Below are 15,074 nucleotides of genomic sequence, written 5' to 3' on the forward strand. Positions count from 1 at the left end.
CTTACTGGGCAGTGCGCTTATTTGGCGGCCCAAGAGTTGAAGCGCTGTTCCAGCGACTCACCGAAGTCGGCCCAGAATTTCACGTCGATCTGCACCTGATCCTTGATGTTCTCAGGGGTGGTCGGCATATTTTTCAGGGTTTCAGCACTCAGCAACGGGACCGCGCCGGTGTTGGCCGGGCCGTAAGCGATGTTTTCGGAATAGGTTTTTTGCTGCTCTGGCTTGAGGGAGTAAGCGATGAACTTCTTCGCCTCTTCGGCGTTTTTCGCGCCCTTCGGAATGGCCCATGCGTCGAAGTCATACACGCCGCCGGTCCAGACCACTTTCAAGTTGCTCTCTTTCTGCACGGCAGCGATCCGACCGTTGTAGGCCGAGCTCATCACGACGTCGCCCGACTGCAGATACTGAGGCGGCTGTGCGCCTGCTTCCCACCACTGAATGCTTGGCTTGAGCTTGTCGAGCATCTTGAAGGCGCGATCCTGGCCTTCCTTGGTCCCTAGCACCTTGTAGACGTCTTTCGGCGCAACGCCGTCAGCCATCAGCGCGAATTCCAGGGTGTATTTGGCGCCCTTGCGCAGGCCACGCTTGCCCGGGAATTTCTCGGTGTCCCAGAAATCAGCCCAGCCGGTCGGTGCGGATTTCAGCTTGTCGGCGTTGTAGGCCAGCACGGTGGACCAGACGAAAAAGCCCACGCCGCACTCGGAAATTGCGCCCTTTACGTAGTTGTCTTTGTTGCCGAGATCGACCGACGCCAGCGACTCGAACATGTCTTCGTCACAGCCGCGGGACAGCTCTGGCGATTCCACTTCCACCAGATCCCAGGTCACGCTCTTGGTGTCGACCATGGCTTTGACCTTGGCCATCTCACCGTTGTACTCGCCCGCGATGATCTTGCCGTTGCCGGCTTTTTCCCACGGCGCGTAGAAGGCCTTTTCCTGGGCCGCCTTGTTCGCGCCACCGAAGGAAATGACCGTCAGGTCCGCTGCCATGGCTTGCGCGGCGCACATCATGCCGACCGATAAGGCGGTGAGCTTCAATGTCTTGAGCATCAGTTTTTCTCTCCACGAACAATGTTGGTTAAGCGATGGGGGCGATTGGCTCGCCTCTGGGTTCTTCGGTTGACGCGTACCGCAGGTGTATCAATGTGCATCCAGCAACGGGTCCAGCGCTCGGGCGTGCTCGACCTGCCATCCAATGGGCACGACATCGCCAACGCTCAACGCCGGATCAAGCTCGGCGATGGGCTGCTTGACGAAGAAATCGGTTTTCCCGGCCACTTCCAGACGCACCCGCACGTGATCACCAAGGTAGATAAATTCGGCAACGCGGCCGGAGAAGCGGTTGACGCAACTCTCGCTGCGGCCGTTGAGGTTCACGCGCTCGGGACGAATGGAAAGCGTGACCGGGCTGCCGGTGGCACCGACGTTGATCGCCAGCGCTTCGACTTTTTCGCCGCGCGCCAGGCCGACCACGCAGCGGTCGCCGCTCTGGCTTAGCAAGGTGCCGCTGATGCGGTTGTTCTCGCCGATGAAGTTGGCGACGAAGGTGTTTTTCGGCTCTTCGTAGAGGGTGCGCGGTGGAGCAATCTGCTGGATTTCGCCCTGATGGAACACCGCGACGCGGTCCGACATCGTCAGCGCTTCGCCCTGGTCGTGGGTGACGTAAACGACGGTCACGCCCAGACGCTGGTGCAGGTGCTTGATTTCCATCTGCATGTGTTCGCGCAGCTGTTTGTCGAGTGCCCCGAGGGGTTCGTCCATCAGCACCAGCTGCGGTTCGAAGACCAACGCCCGGGCCAGCGCGACACGTTGCTGCTGACCACCCGACAGCTGCGCGGGGTAACGATGGGCGAAGGTGCCGAGCTGCACCATGTCGAGGGCGCGTTTGACCTTTTCGGCCACGTCGGTCTTGCTCATGCCGCGCACCGACAGCGGAAACGCCAGGTTTTCAGCGACGGTCATGTGCGGGAACAGCGCGTAATTCTGGAACACCATGCCGATGTCGCGCTTGTGCGGCGGCACGTTGTTGATCGAACGGCCGGCCAGCAGGATCTCGCCAGCAGTCGGTGTCTCGAAGCCGGCGAGCATCATCAGGCTGGTGGTTTTGCCGGAACCGGATGGCCCGAGCAGGGTGAGGAATTCGCCTTTGCAAATATCCAGGTTGAGGTCTTTGACGATCAGGGCTTCGCCGTCGTAGCTCTTTTGCACACCGCGAAAGCTGACCAGAACATCACTCGCCCCAGCGCTTGAATCGACGTTGCTCATTGCCCACACCTTTGTTTGATCCACCGTAGGGATCAAGCCTAGATGAGGCTGAAGGCCGCGCAAATCGGGGCGTGAGAGAGAATGGCCTAGGTGGGGTGGAAGGTTTCGGGTAGGGATTGCCCTACAGGGATGGCGGGGATAGGTATGTCGCCCGGAAGGTATTTATGACCTGGTCTGGCGTCTTCGCGAGCAAGCTCACTCCTACAGGGGATCGCAATAACCTGTAGGAGTGAGCTTGCTCGCGATAGCGTTTTACGAAGTACCAAAGGAAGTCGTTTTTAGACACGCAATCAAACCAACTTGTGTTCCATCGCATACTTCACCAGCTCGGCCAGCGAGTTGATTTTCAGCTTTTGCATCAGGCGCGCCTTGTGGGTACTGATGGTCTTACTGCTCAACGCCAGTTGCTGGGCGATGTCGTTGACGTTGGCGCCCTGGGCCAGGCGTTCGAACACTGAAAACTCGCGTTCGGACAACAATGAGTGCAACGGCCGGCTGTCCGTGAGCCCGACTTCAAACACCATGCGATCAGCCAGGTCCGGGTCGATATAGCGCCCGCCTGCGGCCACTCGCCGGATCGCTGTCAGCAGCAACGCGGGGTCGCTGTCTTTGGTGGCATACCCGGCGGCGCCGACCTTCAGGGCCCGCGCGGCCATCTGCGCCTCATCGTGCATCGACAGCACCAGAATCGCAGGGGGATTGCTCAGCGCGCGGATTCGCGGGATCGCCTCCAGGCCGTTGACCCCTGGCATGGAGATATCCAGCAGCACGACTTCGCACGGGATGTGACGCAACGCCTCCAGCAACTGCTCGCCATTGCCGGCCTCCCCGACCACTTGCAGATCCTTTGCCAGGCCGATCAGCTGTTTGATGCCCTCTCGGACAATCGTGTGATCTTCGGCAACCAATACGCGAATCAATGCACGTGCTCCTCAGCGACCGGGTCCAGCGGAATGTGGATGCGCAAGGTTGTGCCTTCTCCGGGCAAGCTGTCCAGATGCAATTGCCCGCCCATGATCAGAACCCGCTCGCGCATGCCCACCAGTCCGAACGAGGCCGGACGCTCGGCGCCCAGATCGAAGCCCTTGCCGTCATCGGCGATGCGCAAGCACAGCACGCCGTCGCTCAGCGTCAGGCTCAGCTCGACCGTGTGCGCTTCGGCATGGCGCATGACGTTGGTCAGCGACTCCTGAAGGATGCGGAACAGCCCGATGGCCGTTGCATCCGGAAGACTCGGCAGATTGTCCGGCACCTGCACCAGGCAGGGGATCTGGGTGCGCGCTTCAAAGCGTCGGGCCTGCCACTCAATGGCCGAGGCGATGCCTGCATCGAGAATCGGTGGCCGCAGGGCGGTTGCCACGTCTCGCACCAACTGGAACAACTGAGCAATCAGGCGTTTCATGCTGTTCAGCCGATCCCGCAGGCCAGGGTCCAGATCGGCGTAAGCCAGTTCGCACATGGAAGTTTCCAGCTTGAGCACGGTCAGCATCTGACCCAGCTCGTCGTGAACCTCCCTGGCGATGCGCGCCTTTTCTTCTTCGCGCACGGTTTCAAGGTGCGCCGACAGCTCGCGCAACTGCTCGGCCAGCACCTGCAAGCGCGCTTCACTTTCTTGCAGCGCGGCCAGGGAACGGCGCCGTTCGGTCACGTCGGTGATGAACACCACCAGATACTCGGCGTCGCGAAAGCGCAGAAAGCTCAGTGACACATCGGCAGGCAGGATGCTGCCATCCGCGCGCACGCAATTGCTTTCGTAGTTCTGCGGCCCCTCCTCGCTGGAGCGCGCGGTTTTCCACAGATTGAGCCAGCGATCCATGTTCAGCCCCGGCTCGAAATCAATCAGCGGCCGGTCTACTACCCCGCCGGGCGCATAACCCAGCATGGTCTCGGCGGCCTGATTGGCGTAGCGCACATGGCTGTCCCAGTGGACCCAGAGGATGCCGACGGTGCTCTGATCGATGGAGAACTGCGCCAGCCGCAATGCCTCCTCCCCTGCCAGTCGCTTGGCAATGTCATCCCGCGCAGTGAGCAGCTGCTTCTCCAGTTGCTGCTGTTGTTTGCGCTGCCAGTAAACAATCGCCGCGCTGGCCAGGAGCAGGACCAACAGCAGCAGCGCGATGTTCTTCCACAGCCCCGGCGATTCACTGATCTGCGGGTATTTGGGCTGCAGCCACTGTGTGTGCAACTGCTCGAGATCCCGGGCCGGAATGGCGCTCAATGCCTGGCTGATGATTTCGGCGAGCTGCGGCGTGTCCCTTCGGGATGCCACGCGCAGCAACTGCGGAAAGCCGATGTCACCGACCACGGCAAGCCCGGCAAACTCGGCCTCGCGGGACAAACGGCTGAGCTGCGCCTCATCGATGACGGCGTATCGCGCCTGTTGACTGAGCAAGAGCTGCAAAGCCTGACGTTCCAGCGGCACGCCTTGCAGATTGAGGTGAGTGTAATTGCTGCGCAGGTAGTCAGCCGTGGTGCTAGGCATGCGCACGGCAACGCGCACCTGGCTGTCGAGCTTTTCCAGATCCACCGCGCCGGCGCCATCACGTTCGCCGACGATCAACTGCGGCACGCGCATGTACGGATCGGAATACAGCCACAGGCGCAAGCCGGCAGGCGTCTGGGTCAGGCCCGGGGCGAAGTCGATCTGCCCATCGGCGAGGGCTTTTTCAAGCTCGGCCTGATCGGCATAACTGCGCCACAGCAGCTCCACCCGAAGGGTCTTTGCCATGAGATTGATGAGGTCGACGTTGGCGCCCGATAACTGCTGGGCGCGACGATCGAGCTGGGCGTAGGGTGTTTGAAGGACGAGCCCGACGCGCAATGGCCCGCGCTGGGTCAGCCATTCCCGCTGCTCGTGGCTCAAGGGGTCGGCCTGGATGGGTGAGGCGACGGCATGGTGCGACATCGGCAGCACGATCAGCATCAGGCCGATCAAGAGCGCGCGGGTATCGCCGATAACCCGAAGGCACAGCGCACGGATTCTCAAACTGTCGTCTCCATTTCTCTGAATTCCATGCCGATCATGCGCTGTGCCTGTCGCTCGCTGAAGCGCGGCGATTGCCTGGCCTGACAAACAGCCGTCAACCCATTAGTCTGCCGGAATTGTTTCCGGCCTTTGGAATACTCGATGCCCTACACCCTTCGCGCACTATTTCCTGCGCTGTGCCTGACGCTGATACTACCTTGCTCGCCGCTCGTCATGGCCGCGGACCCGGCGCCGGATAAAGACGCCAAGTCGGCTGAAGCGCCGGTCGAGCGGGCCGCATTGCCGTCGCGCAGCGAAGAAGACACCCTGGCGCTTGAGCGTCAGGTGCCGCAGGTCGAGCAACAGCAATTGCAGGCGGGCGACGAGACCTTTCTGGCGTTGTGGAAACCGGCGAACGTCGATGAGCCCAAAGGCGCAGTGATCATCGTGCCGGGCGCCGATGAGTCAGCGGATTGGCCGATTGCGGTCGCACCGCTGCGTCGCAAGCTGCCGGACGTCGGGTGGTCCAGCCTCAGTCTGAGCATGCCGGACGCTCACAACGACGGCATTTTTGCCCGTGCGGCGGATGCCCCGGCAGCGGCGGGTGGCGGCGATAAAGCCAAAGACGCTGCGGTGAAAGCCCCCGACCCTGCGGCCACAGCCGAAGCGGAAGCTGCAGCGGCTGCCGAGCAGGCATCTGCCCAGGCGGAAATGGCCAAGGCCAACGCCGAGAAAATCTTCGCCAGGATCGACAGCGCCGTGGCGTTCGCCCAGCAGAACAAGGCCCGCAGCATCGTCCTCCTCGGCCATGGCAGCGGCGCTTACTGGGCAGCGCGATACATGAGCGAGCGCCCCTCGCCGGCTATTCAACGCTTGGTCATGGTCACGGCCGTGGACACCGGCAAGGAAACACCAGGGCTGATGGAGCTGCTGCCGACGCTGAAAGTCCCGACAGCAGACTTCGTCAACAAGGATCGTCCGGTGCCACGTCAGCAGGCACAAGACCGACTGGACGTTAGCAAACGAACTAAAAACGCTCGATTTACCCAAGTGGCGTTGAGTGCGATTCCCGGGAATCCGGCGATGGAGCAGGATCAACTGTTTCGCCGCGTCCGGGGTTGGCTGGAAGGGGACGCAGCAAAGTAGCGATTACCGCCTTCGACGCTGCCCGTGGGCGGGGCAGCCTTCAAAAGGAAGCGTCAGCGGAACCCGCGCCGATCGCGAATCACTGCATAGGCATGATGCAGCTCGCGGGTTTTCTCGGTGGCATCACGGACCTGTAGTTGATTGGCGCCACTGCCGGCGATCTTGTCCGGGTGGTGACGACTCAGCAATCGACGGTAGGCGCGCTTGATCTGCGCAGGTTCGGCATCCGCTTTCACCCCCAACAGACGCAGCGCGTCCTGAAACTCGCCGCCACTGCTGGCGGGAGCGCCCCTCGAACGTTGTTCGTCTTCGGTTAATGACAACCCTTCGACTTTGCCCGCAGCCCAGCCCAGCCATTTGCCCCACAGCACGATCAACTCGCGTTCGGTGCGCGACGCCCTGCCATCCGCCCACGCCATGCGCCAACAGGCGCGCAACAAACCTTCTGCCGCGTGGGGCTGGCTTTTCAGGCGCGTGAGGTGGACGCGCAAATTGTCGCGCCCGTCCTTGCCCCGATTGAACGCCTGAATCGCCCGCCGTTGCGCCGCCTCGCTGAGGTCCAGTCGGCGCATTTCAACGCGCGCCTGCTGTATATGCCCGTCGACCACCCGACCTTCGCTCTTCGCCAGACGACCCAGCAGAATGAAAATGAGCTCGTCATCGCGCGGTACGGTGCGGCCGCTGGCACGCTCGCGCATCTCCGCCCAGCTCCGGAAATGCAGCCGCCGATCAAGCGCCTGTCCCAGAAGTGCACCGAGCATGGCACCGGGAATGCTGGCAATCAGATACCCGACGCCACCGCCGACCACCGTGAATGGCCACAGCATCTAGGGCTTCACCGCAAGGATCTGCTCGACTTCGGCCAGTCGTTCATGGGTACCGACATCCACCCAGCGGCCGGCAAAACGTTCGCCGGTCACCAGGCCTTTCGCCATGGCGTCACGCAATAAGGGCGCCAGCTTGAATGCGCCCCCGCTGCATTTCGCGAAGAGTTGCGGGTGCAGGACCGCGATGCCGCTGTAGGTCAGGCGCGGCGGAGCTGCGTCGTCGTGCACCTGCCCGTCGACCAGCGCGAAATCGCCCGCGGGGTGATGCGGCGGATTGTCCACCAGCACCAGATGGGCAAGCCCCTTGAGCGGTTTCGTCAATGAACTGAAATCGAAGTCGACCCAGATGTCACCGTTGACGACGATAAAAGGCTCGTCGCCCAGCAGCGGCAGCGCACGGAAGATCCCGCCGCCCGTCTCAAGGGGCTCGCCCTCAGGGGAGTAGCGGATATTCAAACCCCACAGGCGACCGTCGCCGAGATGATCTTCGATCTGCTGGCCCAACCACGCATGGTTGATCACAACGTCTTCAACGCCGGCCGCTTTGATCGCGCGCAAGTGGTATTCAATCAGTGGAACGCCGCCGGCTCGCACCAGCGGTTTGGGCGTGTGCAGGGTCAACGGGCGCAGGCGCTCGCCTTTGCCCGCCGCCAGAATCATCGCTTTCATGCGGCCCTCATCAAGACAATCTTCACGTGCAGTCCCTCTTCAATGGCAGTCCATCCCATTACCCGACAGATGCTGGTTTTGCCTGTGTCGGTTTTGTATGGCCAAGGCTGGTCAACAGATTACTCAACTCAACCAACTCCGGGCGTCGCGCCAACACCGCTTCTATATAGGAGAAGAAGCGCGGCACATCGGCTAGGTAGCGTGGTTTGCCGTCACGGTGGCAGATCCGGGCGAAAATACCGATCACTTTCAAATGCCGCTGCACGCCCATCAAATCACTGGCACGACGGAATTCATCGAATTCGTCCTGCACCGGGATGCCCGCCGCGACGGCCTTGTTCCAATACAGCTCAAGCCAGCCGGCTACGCGCGCCTCCGGCCAGCTCAGGAATGCATCCTTGAACAGGCAGGTGATGTCGTAGGTAACCGGGCCGTACACCGCGTCCTGAAAATCCAGCACGCCAGGGTTCGGTTCGCTGAGCATCAAGTTGCGCGGCATGTAATCGCGGTGCACCAGCACCTTCGGCTGGGCCAGCGCGCTCTCGATCAGCAGATCGCTGACGGCCTGCCAACTGGCCTGCTGCGCCTGATCGAACTCCACGCCCAGATGACGCTTCACGTACCACTCGGGGAACAGTTCCAGCTCGCGGCGCAGAAGTGCCACGTCGTAACTCGGCAACGGCGCGTCCATCGGCAGTTGCTGGTAGGCGAGCAGTGCGTCGATTGCGTCAATGAACAGCTGATCGGCGTTTCGCTCGTCGATGACATCCAGGTAGGTCTGACGACCCAGGTCATTCAACAAAAGGAAGCCCTGACTCAGGTCTTCGGCATAAATTTTCGGAACATTAATGCCCGACCCGCTCAATAAATGAGCGATATCCACGAAGGGTTTGCAGTTTTCCTGGGGGGGCGGCGCGTCCATGACAATAAAAGTGCGGCCCTCCCCCTCCCAGCGGAAGTAGCGCCGGAAACTGGCATCGCTACTGGCGGCAGTCAACGTGGCCGGGGGTATTGGCCCCCAGCCCTGGGCCTCAAATAAACGCGGGAGCTGCTCATCGAGCCAAACTTTCAGGTGTTGCAGGCGTACATCTTGATCTGGCATTGCAAGGGTCTCCGACGGCGCTAGCCGTCAAGCGGGTCATGCTTTATTATCCGACATCTTTTTCAGCCCATCGAGAGGCGTGCGGCCCCCCCGCGGGCAGATGGCGCGCAGGAAGCCCGGACTAATAAGATGGCATTGAAATCCCCCGCGTTTCGTAAAAAATTTCCGTTGCTCGTAACCGGCAGTTTGCTGGCGATGCAACCCCTGGCCGTCCCGTACGTGGTTGCCGCCGAACAGTATGACTGCTCGGTGTCTGCAACAGGTGCATGGGATTGCTCTCCGAAAACCAACGCAGCCCAGTTGCCTCCGCGCCCCGTGCACGACGCCAACAGTGTTTCGTCCAACAGCAGCACGGCAGATGGCGCTCAGACGACCACCACTTCCGACGGCGAAGTCGTGCCCAAAACGATGCTGGTCACCGAGGCCAAGGGCCGTGGCCTGAAATCGCGCAGCGCCGATTACAGCCACCTGGACTGGGTTCCGCGCGAGAAACTGACCGCAGCCCAACTGGCTGAGACCGGTCCGTACTGCTCGGGCGCCTACATCGAACCGATCCGTCCGGGCATGGACGACAAGACGCCGAAGAGCGACGCACCGACGTTCATCGGCGCCAAGGCTTCGCGTTATCAGCAGGAAGAGCAGGTTGCGACCCTGGCCGGTGACGTTGTCCTGCGTCAGGGCAGCATGCAGGTCGAGGCTGACGAAGCCAGCCTTCACCAGGCCGAGAACCGTGGCGAGCTGAACGGCGATGTCCGTCTGCGCGACAACGGCGCCCTGATCGTCGGCGATCACGCTGAAGTCCAGCTCGACACCGGCGAAGCCAAAGTCGACAACGCCGAGTACGTGCTGCACAAAAACAACGTTCGCGGTAACGCCCTGTACGCTCGTCGTGCCGAGAACGCGATCATCCGCTTGAAGGACGGCACGTACACCACGTGCGAACCGAACAGCAACGCGTGGACCGTGAAGGGCAACAACATCACCCTGAACCCGGCCACCGGTTTCGGTACTGCCACCAACGCCACACTGCGCGTTCATGACATTCCGATCCTGTACACGCCTTACATCTATTTCCCGATCGACGACCGTCGCCAGTCCGGCTTCCTGCCACCGACCATCGGTACCGGCACCGACACCGGCTTCTCGTTGCTCACCCCGTACTATTTCAACCTGGCGCCGAACTATGACGCCACGTTGTACCCGACCTACATGGCCAAGCGTGGCATGTTGCTGGAAGGCGAGTTCCGTTACCTGACCAAGACAAGCGAAGGTCAGTTCGGTGCGGCTTACCTGAACGACGACAACGACGATCGAAAAAATCAGTCGGACTACAAAGACACCCGCTGGTTGATCAACTGGCAGGATCGAAGTGGTCTGGATTCGCGTCTGACCAGCAAGATCGACTACACCAAAGTCAGCGATCCTTACTACTTCAAGGACCTGAAAAGCGGTCAGGAAGGCGTAAGCACTCACGACTATCTGAACCAGCAAGGTGCGGTCTACTACCGTGGTGACAACTACACCGCGACGCTGAACGCTCAGCAGTATCAGCTGACCACCGTGACCCAGATCACGCCTTATGGCCGCCTGCCTCAGCTCACGCTGAATGGTTCGCTGCCGTTCCAGCCTGCAGGCTTCAAGTTCGATTACGAGACTGAGCTGGTTCGCTTTGATCGTGATTTGAGAACCGGTGGCTACACCAACGAAGACGACGTGACCTCGCCGCGCCTAGACACCAACGTCCGGGGTCTTGCTCGTGCGAATGGCGATCGTCTGAACCTCGCGCCGTCAATCAGCCTGCCGCTGACTGCCAGCTACGGTTTTGTAACGCCCAAGTTGAAGTACGTTTACACCCAATACGATCTGGATCTGGACTCGCTGGGCAAAAGTTCTCTGCTGGCGGATGAGACCTACCACAGCAGTGAGAACCGCAGCGTTCCGATCTTCAGCGTCGACAGCGGCTTGTACTTCGATCGCAACACCAACTGGTTCGGTAAAAACTACCGCCAGACACTTGAGCCTCGTGCGTACTATCTCTATGTTCCAGAGAAGGATCAGACCGACATCCCGATTTTCGACTCGGGTGAAACTACGTTCAACTACGCCTCGCTGTTCCGCGACAACCGCTTCGTCGGCTCCGACCGTATCGGTGACGAAAACAAACTGTCGCTGGGCGTGACCAACCGCTGGATCGAAGACAACGGTTTCGAACGTCAGCGCGTGAGCATCGGTCAGGCGGTGTACTTCGCAGATCGCAAGGTGCAACTGCCGGGCATCGCCTACGAAGACCGCAAGGACGCGCAGTCCGACGTGTCTCCGTATGCGCTTGAGTACGAATACCGCTTCAACCGCGACTGGCGTGCCACGTCGGACTTCAACTGGGACCCGGACAGCCGCAGCACTCGCTCCGGCAGCGCAATGGTCCACTACCAGCCTGAAGACGAGCCGGGCAAGATCATCAACGCCGGCTATCGCTATCGCAACGACCAGGTCCGTTACGACCAGACAACAGGTCGCTGGAGCGTCGGCGGGGGTGATTACACCTACCCGGATGGCACCGTCATCAAGGACTACTACAAGATTCAGCAACATGACTTCTCGGTCATCTGGCCTGTGGTTCCGCAGTGGAGCGCAATCGCCCGCTGGCAGTACGACTACAACCGTGACCGTACCCTCGAAGCCTTTGGTGGTTTTGAATATGACAACTGCTGCTGGAAGCTGCGTCTGATCAACCGGTACTGGGTCGACTATGACGAGTCCACCCAAGAGATACCGCAGAACGAGAAAGGCGACCGCGGCGTCTTCCTACAAATCGTGTTGAAGGGACTTGGCGGCGTCGTTGGCCAAAAAGTTGAAAGCTTCCTCGACAAAGGCATCCAAGGTTATCGTGAACGTGAAGACCAAGCTTTCTGATTGTCTGCGCCCGCTGATGCTGGGCGCGCTGCTTATCGGTACTGTTGCGCACGCTGAAGTGCGCACCATCGACAAGGTAGTTGCCATCGTCGACAACGACGTGGTCATGCAAAGCCAGCTCGACCAGCGCACCCGTGAGGTTCAGCAAACCATCGCCAAGCGCGGGCAGGGTGTTCCGCCTGCCAGCGCACTGGAGTCTCAGGTCCTGGATCGTCTGATCCTGGAAAACCTGCAGATCCAGATCGGCGAACGCTCCGGCATTCGCATCAGCGATGAAGAGCTGAACCAGGCAGTTGCCACCATCGCTCAACGCAACAACATGAGTGTTGACCAGTTCAAGGCCGCACTGACCCACGACGGGCTGTCCTATACCAGCGCACGTGAGCAGATCCGCCGGGAAATGATCATCAGCCGTGTGCGTCAGCGCCGGGTTGCCGAACGCATCCAGGTCTCGGAGCAGGAAGTGAAGAACTTTCTGGCCTCCGATCTGGGCAAAGCTCAGTTTTCCGAAGAGTTCCACCTGGCCAACATCTTGATCCCGACGCCGGACAGCGCGACGTCGGATCAGATTCAGGCCGCTGCAGCCAAAGCCAAGGACCTCTACGGCAAGCTGCAACGAGGCGCGAACTTCGAGCAGATGGCGATCGCGTCTTCGGCCAGTGAAAGTGCTCTGGACGGTGGTGACATGGGCTGGCGTAAAGCCGCTCAACTGCCGCCTCCGTTCGGCGACATGCTGTCGTCGATGCGTCCGGGCGAGGTTACCCCTCCTGCGCGTACACCGGGCGGCTTCATCATTCTCAAACTGGTGGAAAAACGCGGCGGCGAGACTCAGACCCAGATGCGCGACGAGGTTCACGTTCGTCACATCCTGATCAAGCCAAGCGAAATCCGCAGCCCGGCTGAAACCAAGTTGCTGGCTCAACGTATCTACGATCGCATCCAGAATGGCGAGGACTTCGGCGAACTGGCGAAGGCCTTCTCCGAAGACCCGGGTTCGGCGCTTAACGGCGGCGACATGAACTGGGTTGACCCGCGCTCGCTGGTTCCGGAGTTCCGTGACGTCATGAACGAGACCGCTCAGGGTGTCGTGTCCAAGCCGTTCGAAACCCAATTCGGCTGGCACGTTCTGGAAGTCCTCGGCCGTCGCTCGACTGACAGCACCAGTCAGGCGCGTGAGCAACAGGCGATGACCGTGCTGCGTAACCGCAAGTACGACGAAGAACTGCAAACCTGGTTGCGTCAGATCCGTGATGAAGCCTACGTCGAGATCAAGCTCCCCGGAGCTGATCAGGCGGCCAAGTGAAACCACAGCGTTTCGCCCTGACACCCGGCGAGCCGGCCGGCATAGGCCCTGACCTTTGCCTGCTCCTCGCCGCGCAGTCCCAGCCCCATCCCCTGATTGCCATTACCAGCTGCGACCTGCTCACCGAGCGGGCCGCCCAGCTGGGCGCGGCTGTCAGCCTGATCCCCGTCACACCCGCCGCATGGCCTGATGCCCCCGCCCCCGCTGGCAGTCTGTATGTCTGGGACACGCCGATTCAGGCGCCAGTCGTTGCCGGCCAGCTCGACAAGGCCAACGGTGGTTTCGTGCTCGAAACCCTGATCCGAGCAGGCCAGGGCTGCATCGATGGCCACTTCGCGGGCATGATCACAGCGCCGGTGCACAAGGGCGTGATCAACGACAGTGGCATCCCGTTCTCCGGCCACACTGAATTCCTTGCCGAGCTGACCCACACCGAACAGGTGGTGATGATGCTGGCGACCGGAGATCTGCGCGTGGCGCTGGTGACCACTCACCTGCCCCTGCGTGACGTTGCCGATGCGATCACTGCTGAACGGCTTGAGCGTGTGACGCGCATCCTGCACGCGGATCTGGTCAACAAGTTCGGCATCGCCCACCCGCGGATTCTGGTCTGTGGCCTCAACCCCCATGCCGGCGAAAGCGGGCATCTGGGCCGCGAAGAAATCGACATCATCGAACCTACTCTGGCGCTTCTGCGCAGCGAGGGCCTGGATCTATATGGCCCGCTGCCCGCCGACACGCTCTTTACCCCCAAATATCTGGAGCACTGCGACGCAGTGCTGGCGATGTACCACGACCAGGGCCTGCCCGTGCTGAAGTACAAAGGCTTCGGCGCCGCCGTCAACATCACGCTGGGCCTGCCGATCATTCGCACCTCCGTGGATCACGGCACGGCGCTGGATCTGGCAGGCACCGGCAAGATTGACACCGGCAGCCTCAGGGTCGCTCTGGAAACCGCCTATCAGATGGCCGAGACCCATTCATGAACGAGCAATACCAACACAAGGCGCGCAAGCGTTTTGGCCAGAACTTCCTGCATGACGCTGGCGTGATCGACAAGATCCTGCGCTCCATCCGTGCCAAGGCCGAAGACCGCATGCTGGAAATCGGCCCGGGACAAGGCGCTCTGACCCAAGGCCTGCTGAACAGCGGCGCGCAACTGGACGTCGTCGAGCTCGACAAAGACCTCGTGCCGATCCTCATGCATCAATTCGGCAGCAAGCCAAATTTCAGCCTGCATCAGGGTGACGCGCTGAAATTCGACTTCACCAGCCTGAATGCCGCACCCAACAGCCTGCGCGTCGTCGGCAACCTGCCGTACAACATCTCGACGCCGCTGATTTTCCATCTGCTGCAGAACGCCCACCTGATCCGCGACATGCATTTCATGCTGCAGAAAGAAGTGGTCGAGCGTCTCGCGGCAGGTCCTGGCGGCGGGGATTGGGGTCGCCTGTCGATCATGGTTCAGTACCACTGCCGCGTGGAGCATCTGTTCAACGTCGGCCCCGGCGCGTTCAATCCGCCGCCGAAAGTGGATTCGGCCATCGTTCGTCTTGTGCCGCACGAAACCCTGCCGCACCCGGCCAAGGATCACCGCGTCCTTGAGCGGGTCGTCCGCGAAGCGTTCAACCAGCGCCGCAAGACCCTGCGCAACACGTTGAAGGCCCTGCTGACCAGCGAGGAAATCACTGAAGCCGGCGTCGATGGCAGCCTGCGTCCAGAGCAGCTGGACCTGGCGGCGTTTGTTCGCCTGGCCGACACGCTCAGCGAAAAGCCTGTCGTCGCCTGACCTTCTGGGGACATGTCCGGTCAAAGCCTGAGTACTTGCTTATCCGTGACATGTCCTAGACTGATTTCCAACCTGGCCACTTCCGGCTTTCTCCGC

Annotated in this window: 12 protein-coding genes; 5 read left to right on the forward strand and 7 right to left on the reverse strand. The window is 61.0% G+C overall.

What is annotated here, in order from left to right; translation table 11 throughout:
* Positions 1-17: 17 nt before the first annotated feature.
* The 4 genes from IFT99_RS21080 to IFT99_RS21095 all read right to left on the reverse strand — a co-directional run bounded on the left by IFT99_RS21080 (position 18) and on the right by IFT99_RS21095 (position 5,169).
* Complete coding sequence (locus IFT99_RS21080; RefSeq protein WP_192134871.1) at positions 18-1,049, reverse strand: polyamine ABC transporter substrate-binding protein; 1,032 nt, start codon at positions 1,047-1,049, stop codon at positions 18-20.
* A 90-nt stretch (positions 1,050-1,139) separates the two neighbouring features.
* Entirely contained in the window at positions 1,140-2,264 is a 1,125-nt protein-coding gene (locus tag IFT99_RS21085) for an ABC transporter ATP-binding protein (protein ID WP_065991345.1), read from the reverse strand.
* 290 nt (positions 2,265-2,554) lie between these two features.
* A complete protein-coding gene (locus IFT99_RS21090; RefSeq protein WP_065991344.1) occupies positions 2,555-3,184 on the reverse strand; it encodes a response regulator in 630 nt (209 codons plus the stop codon).
* The gene (locus IFT99_RS21095) at positions 3,181-5,169 is read right to left on the reverse strand and encodes a PAS domain-containing sensor histidine kinase (RefSeq protein WP_446731151.1); all 1,989 of its coding nucleotides are present in this window, start codon (positions 5,167-5,169) and stop codon (positions 3,181-3,183) included. The genes IFT99_RS21090 and IFT99_RS21095 overlap by 4 nt, the downstream gene beginning before the upstream one ends.
* Before the next feature lie 222 nt (positions 5,170-5,391).
* On the opposite strand from IFT99_RS21095, the gene IFT99_RS21100 reads away from it, so the two are divergent.
* Entirely contained in the window at positions 5,392-6,375 is a 984-nt protein-coding gene (locus IFT99_RS21100) for an alpha/beta hydrolase family protein (protein WP_192134873.1), read from the forward strand.
* Between the two features lie 53 nt (positions 6,376-6,428).
* On the opposite strand, the gene IFT99_RS21105 is transcribed toward IFT99_RS21100, so the two are convergent.
* From IFT99_RS21105 to IFT99_RS21115, 3 genes are read right to left on the reverse strand one after another with little or no spacing between them, the layout of a single operon-like run.
* On the reverse strand, positions 6,429-7,202 hold the full coding sequence (locus IFT99_RS21105; protein ID WP_192134882.1) for a DnaJ domain-containing protein: 774 nt from the start codon (positions 7,200-7,202) through the stop codon (positions 6,429-6,431).
* Entirely contained in the window at positions 7,203-7,871 is a 669-nt protein-coding gene (gene murU / locus IFT99_RS21110) for an N-acetylmuramate alpha-1-phosphate uridylyltransferase MurU (protein WP_192134884.1), read from the reverse strand. It lies immediately after the preceding gene.
* Positions 7,872-7,929: 58 nt separating this feature from the next.
* Positions 7,930-8,973, reverse strand: a complete 1,044-nt coding sequence (locus IFT99_RS21115; protein ID WP_065991339.1) for an aminoglycoside phosphotransferase family protein — start codon at positions 8,971-8,973, stop codon at positions 7,930-7,932.
* Between the two features lie 129 nt (positions 8,974-9,102).
* Here IFT99_RS21115 and IFT99_RS21120 point away from each other — a divergent pair, with 129 nt between their 5' ends.
* From IFT99_RS21120 to rsmA, 4 genes are read left to right on the forward strand one after another with little or no spacing between them, the layout of a single operon-like run.
* Positions 9,103-11,886: an LPS-assembly protein LptD gene (locus tag IFT99_RS21120; protein ID WP_192134886.1), complete on the forward strand. Its 2,784-nt coding sequence runs from the start codon at positions 9,103-9,105 to the stop codon at positions 11,884-11,886.
* On the forward strand, positions 11,867-13,189 hold the full coding sequence (locus IFT99_RS21125; RefSeq protein WP_192134888.1) for a peptidylprolyl isomerase: 1,323 nt from the start codon (positions 11,867-11,869) through the stop codon (positions 13,187-13,189). The genes IFT99_RS21120 and IFT99_RS21125 overlap by 20 nt, the downstream gene beginning before the upstream one ends.
* Positions 13,186-14,175, forward strand: a complete 990-nt coding sequence (pdxA, locus tag IFT99_RS21130; protein ID WP_192134890.1) for a 4-hydroxythreonine-4-phosphate dehydrogenase PdxA — start codon at positions 13,186-13,188, stop codon at positions 14,173-14,175. The genes IFT99_RS21125 and pdxA overlap by 4 nt, the downstream gene beginning before the upstream one ends.
* On the forward strand, positions 14,172-14,978 hold the full coding sequence (gene rsmA / locus IFT99_RS21135; RefSeq protein ID WP_065991336.1) for a 16S rRNA (adenine(1518)-N(6)/adenine(1519)-N(6))-dimethyltransferase RsmA: 807 nt from the start codon (positions 14,172-14,174) through the stop codon (positions 14,976-14,978). The genes pdxA and rsmA overlap by 4 nt, the downstream gene beginning before the upstream one ends.
* The last annotated feature ends 96 nt before the right edge of the window (positions 14,979-15,074 follow it).

Source organism: Pseudomonas sp. CFBP 8772, assembly GCF_014841665.1.
In the GTDB taxonomy this organism is placed as follows: domain Bacteria; phylum Pseudomonadota; class Gammaproteobacteria; order Pseudomonadales; family Pseudomonadaceae; genus Aquipseudomonas; species Aquipseudomonas graminis_B.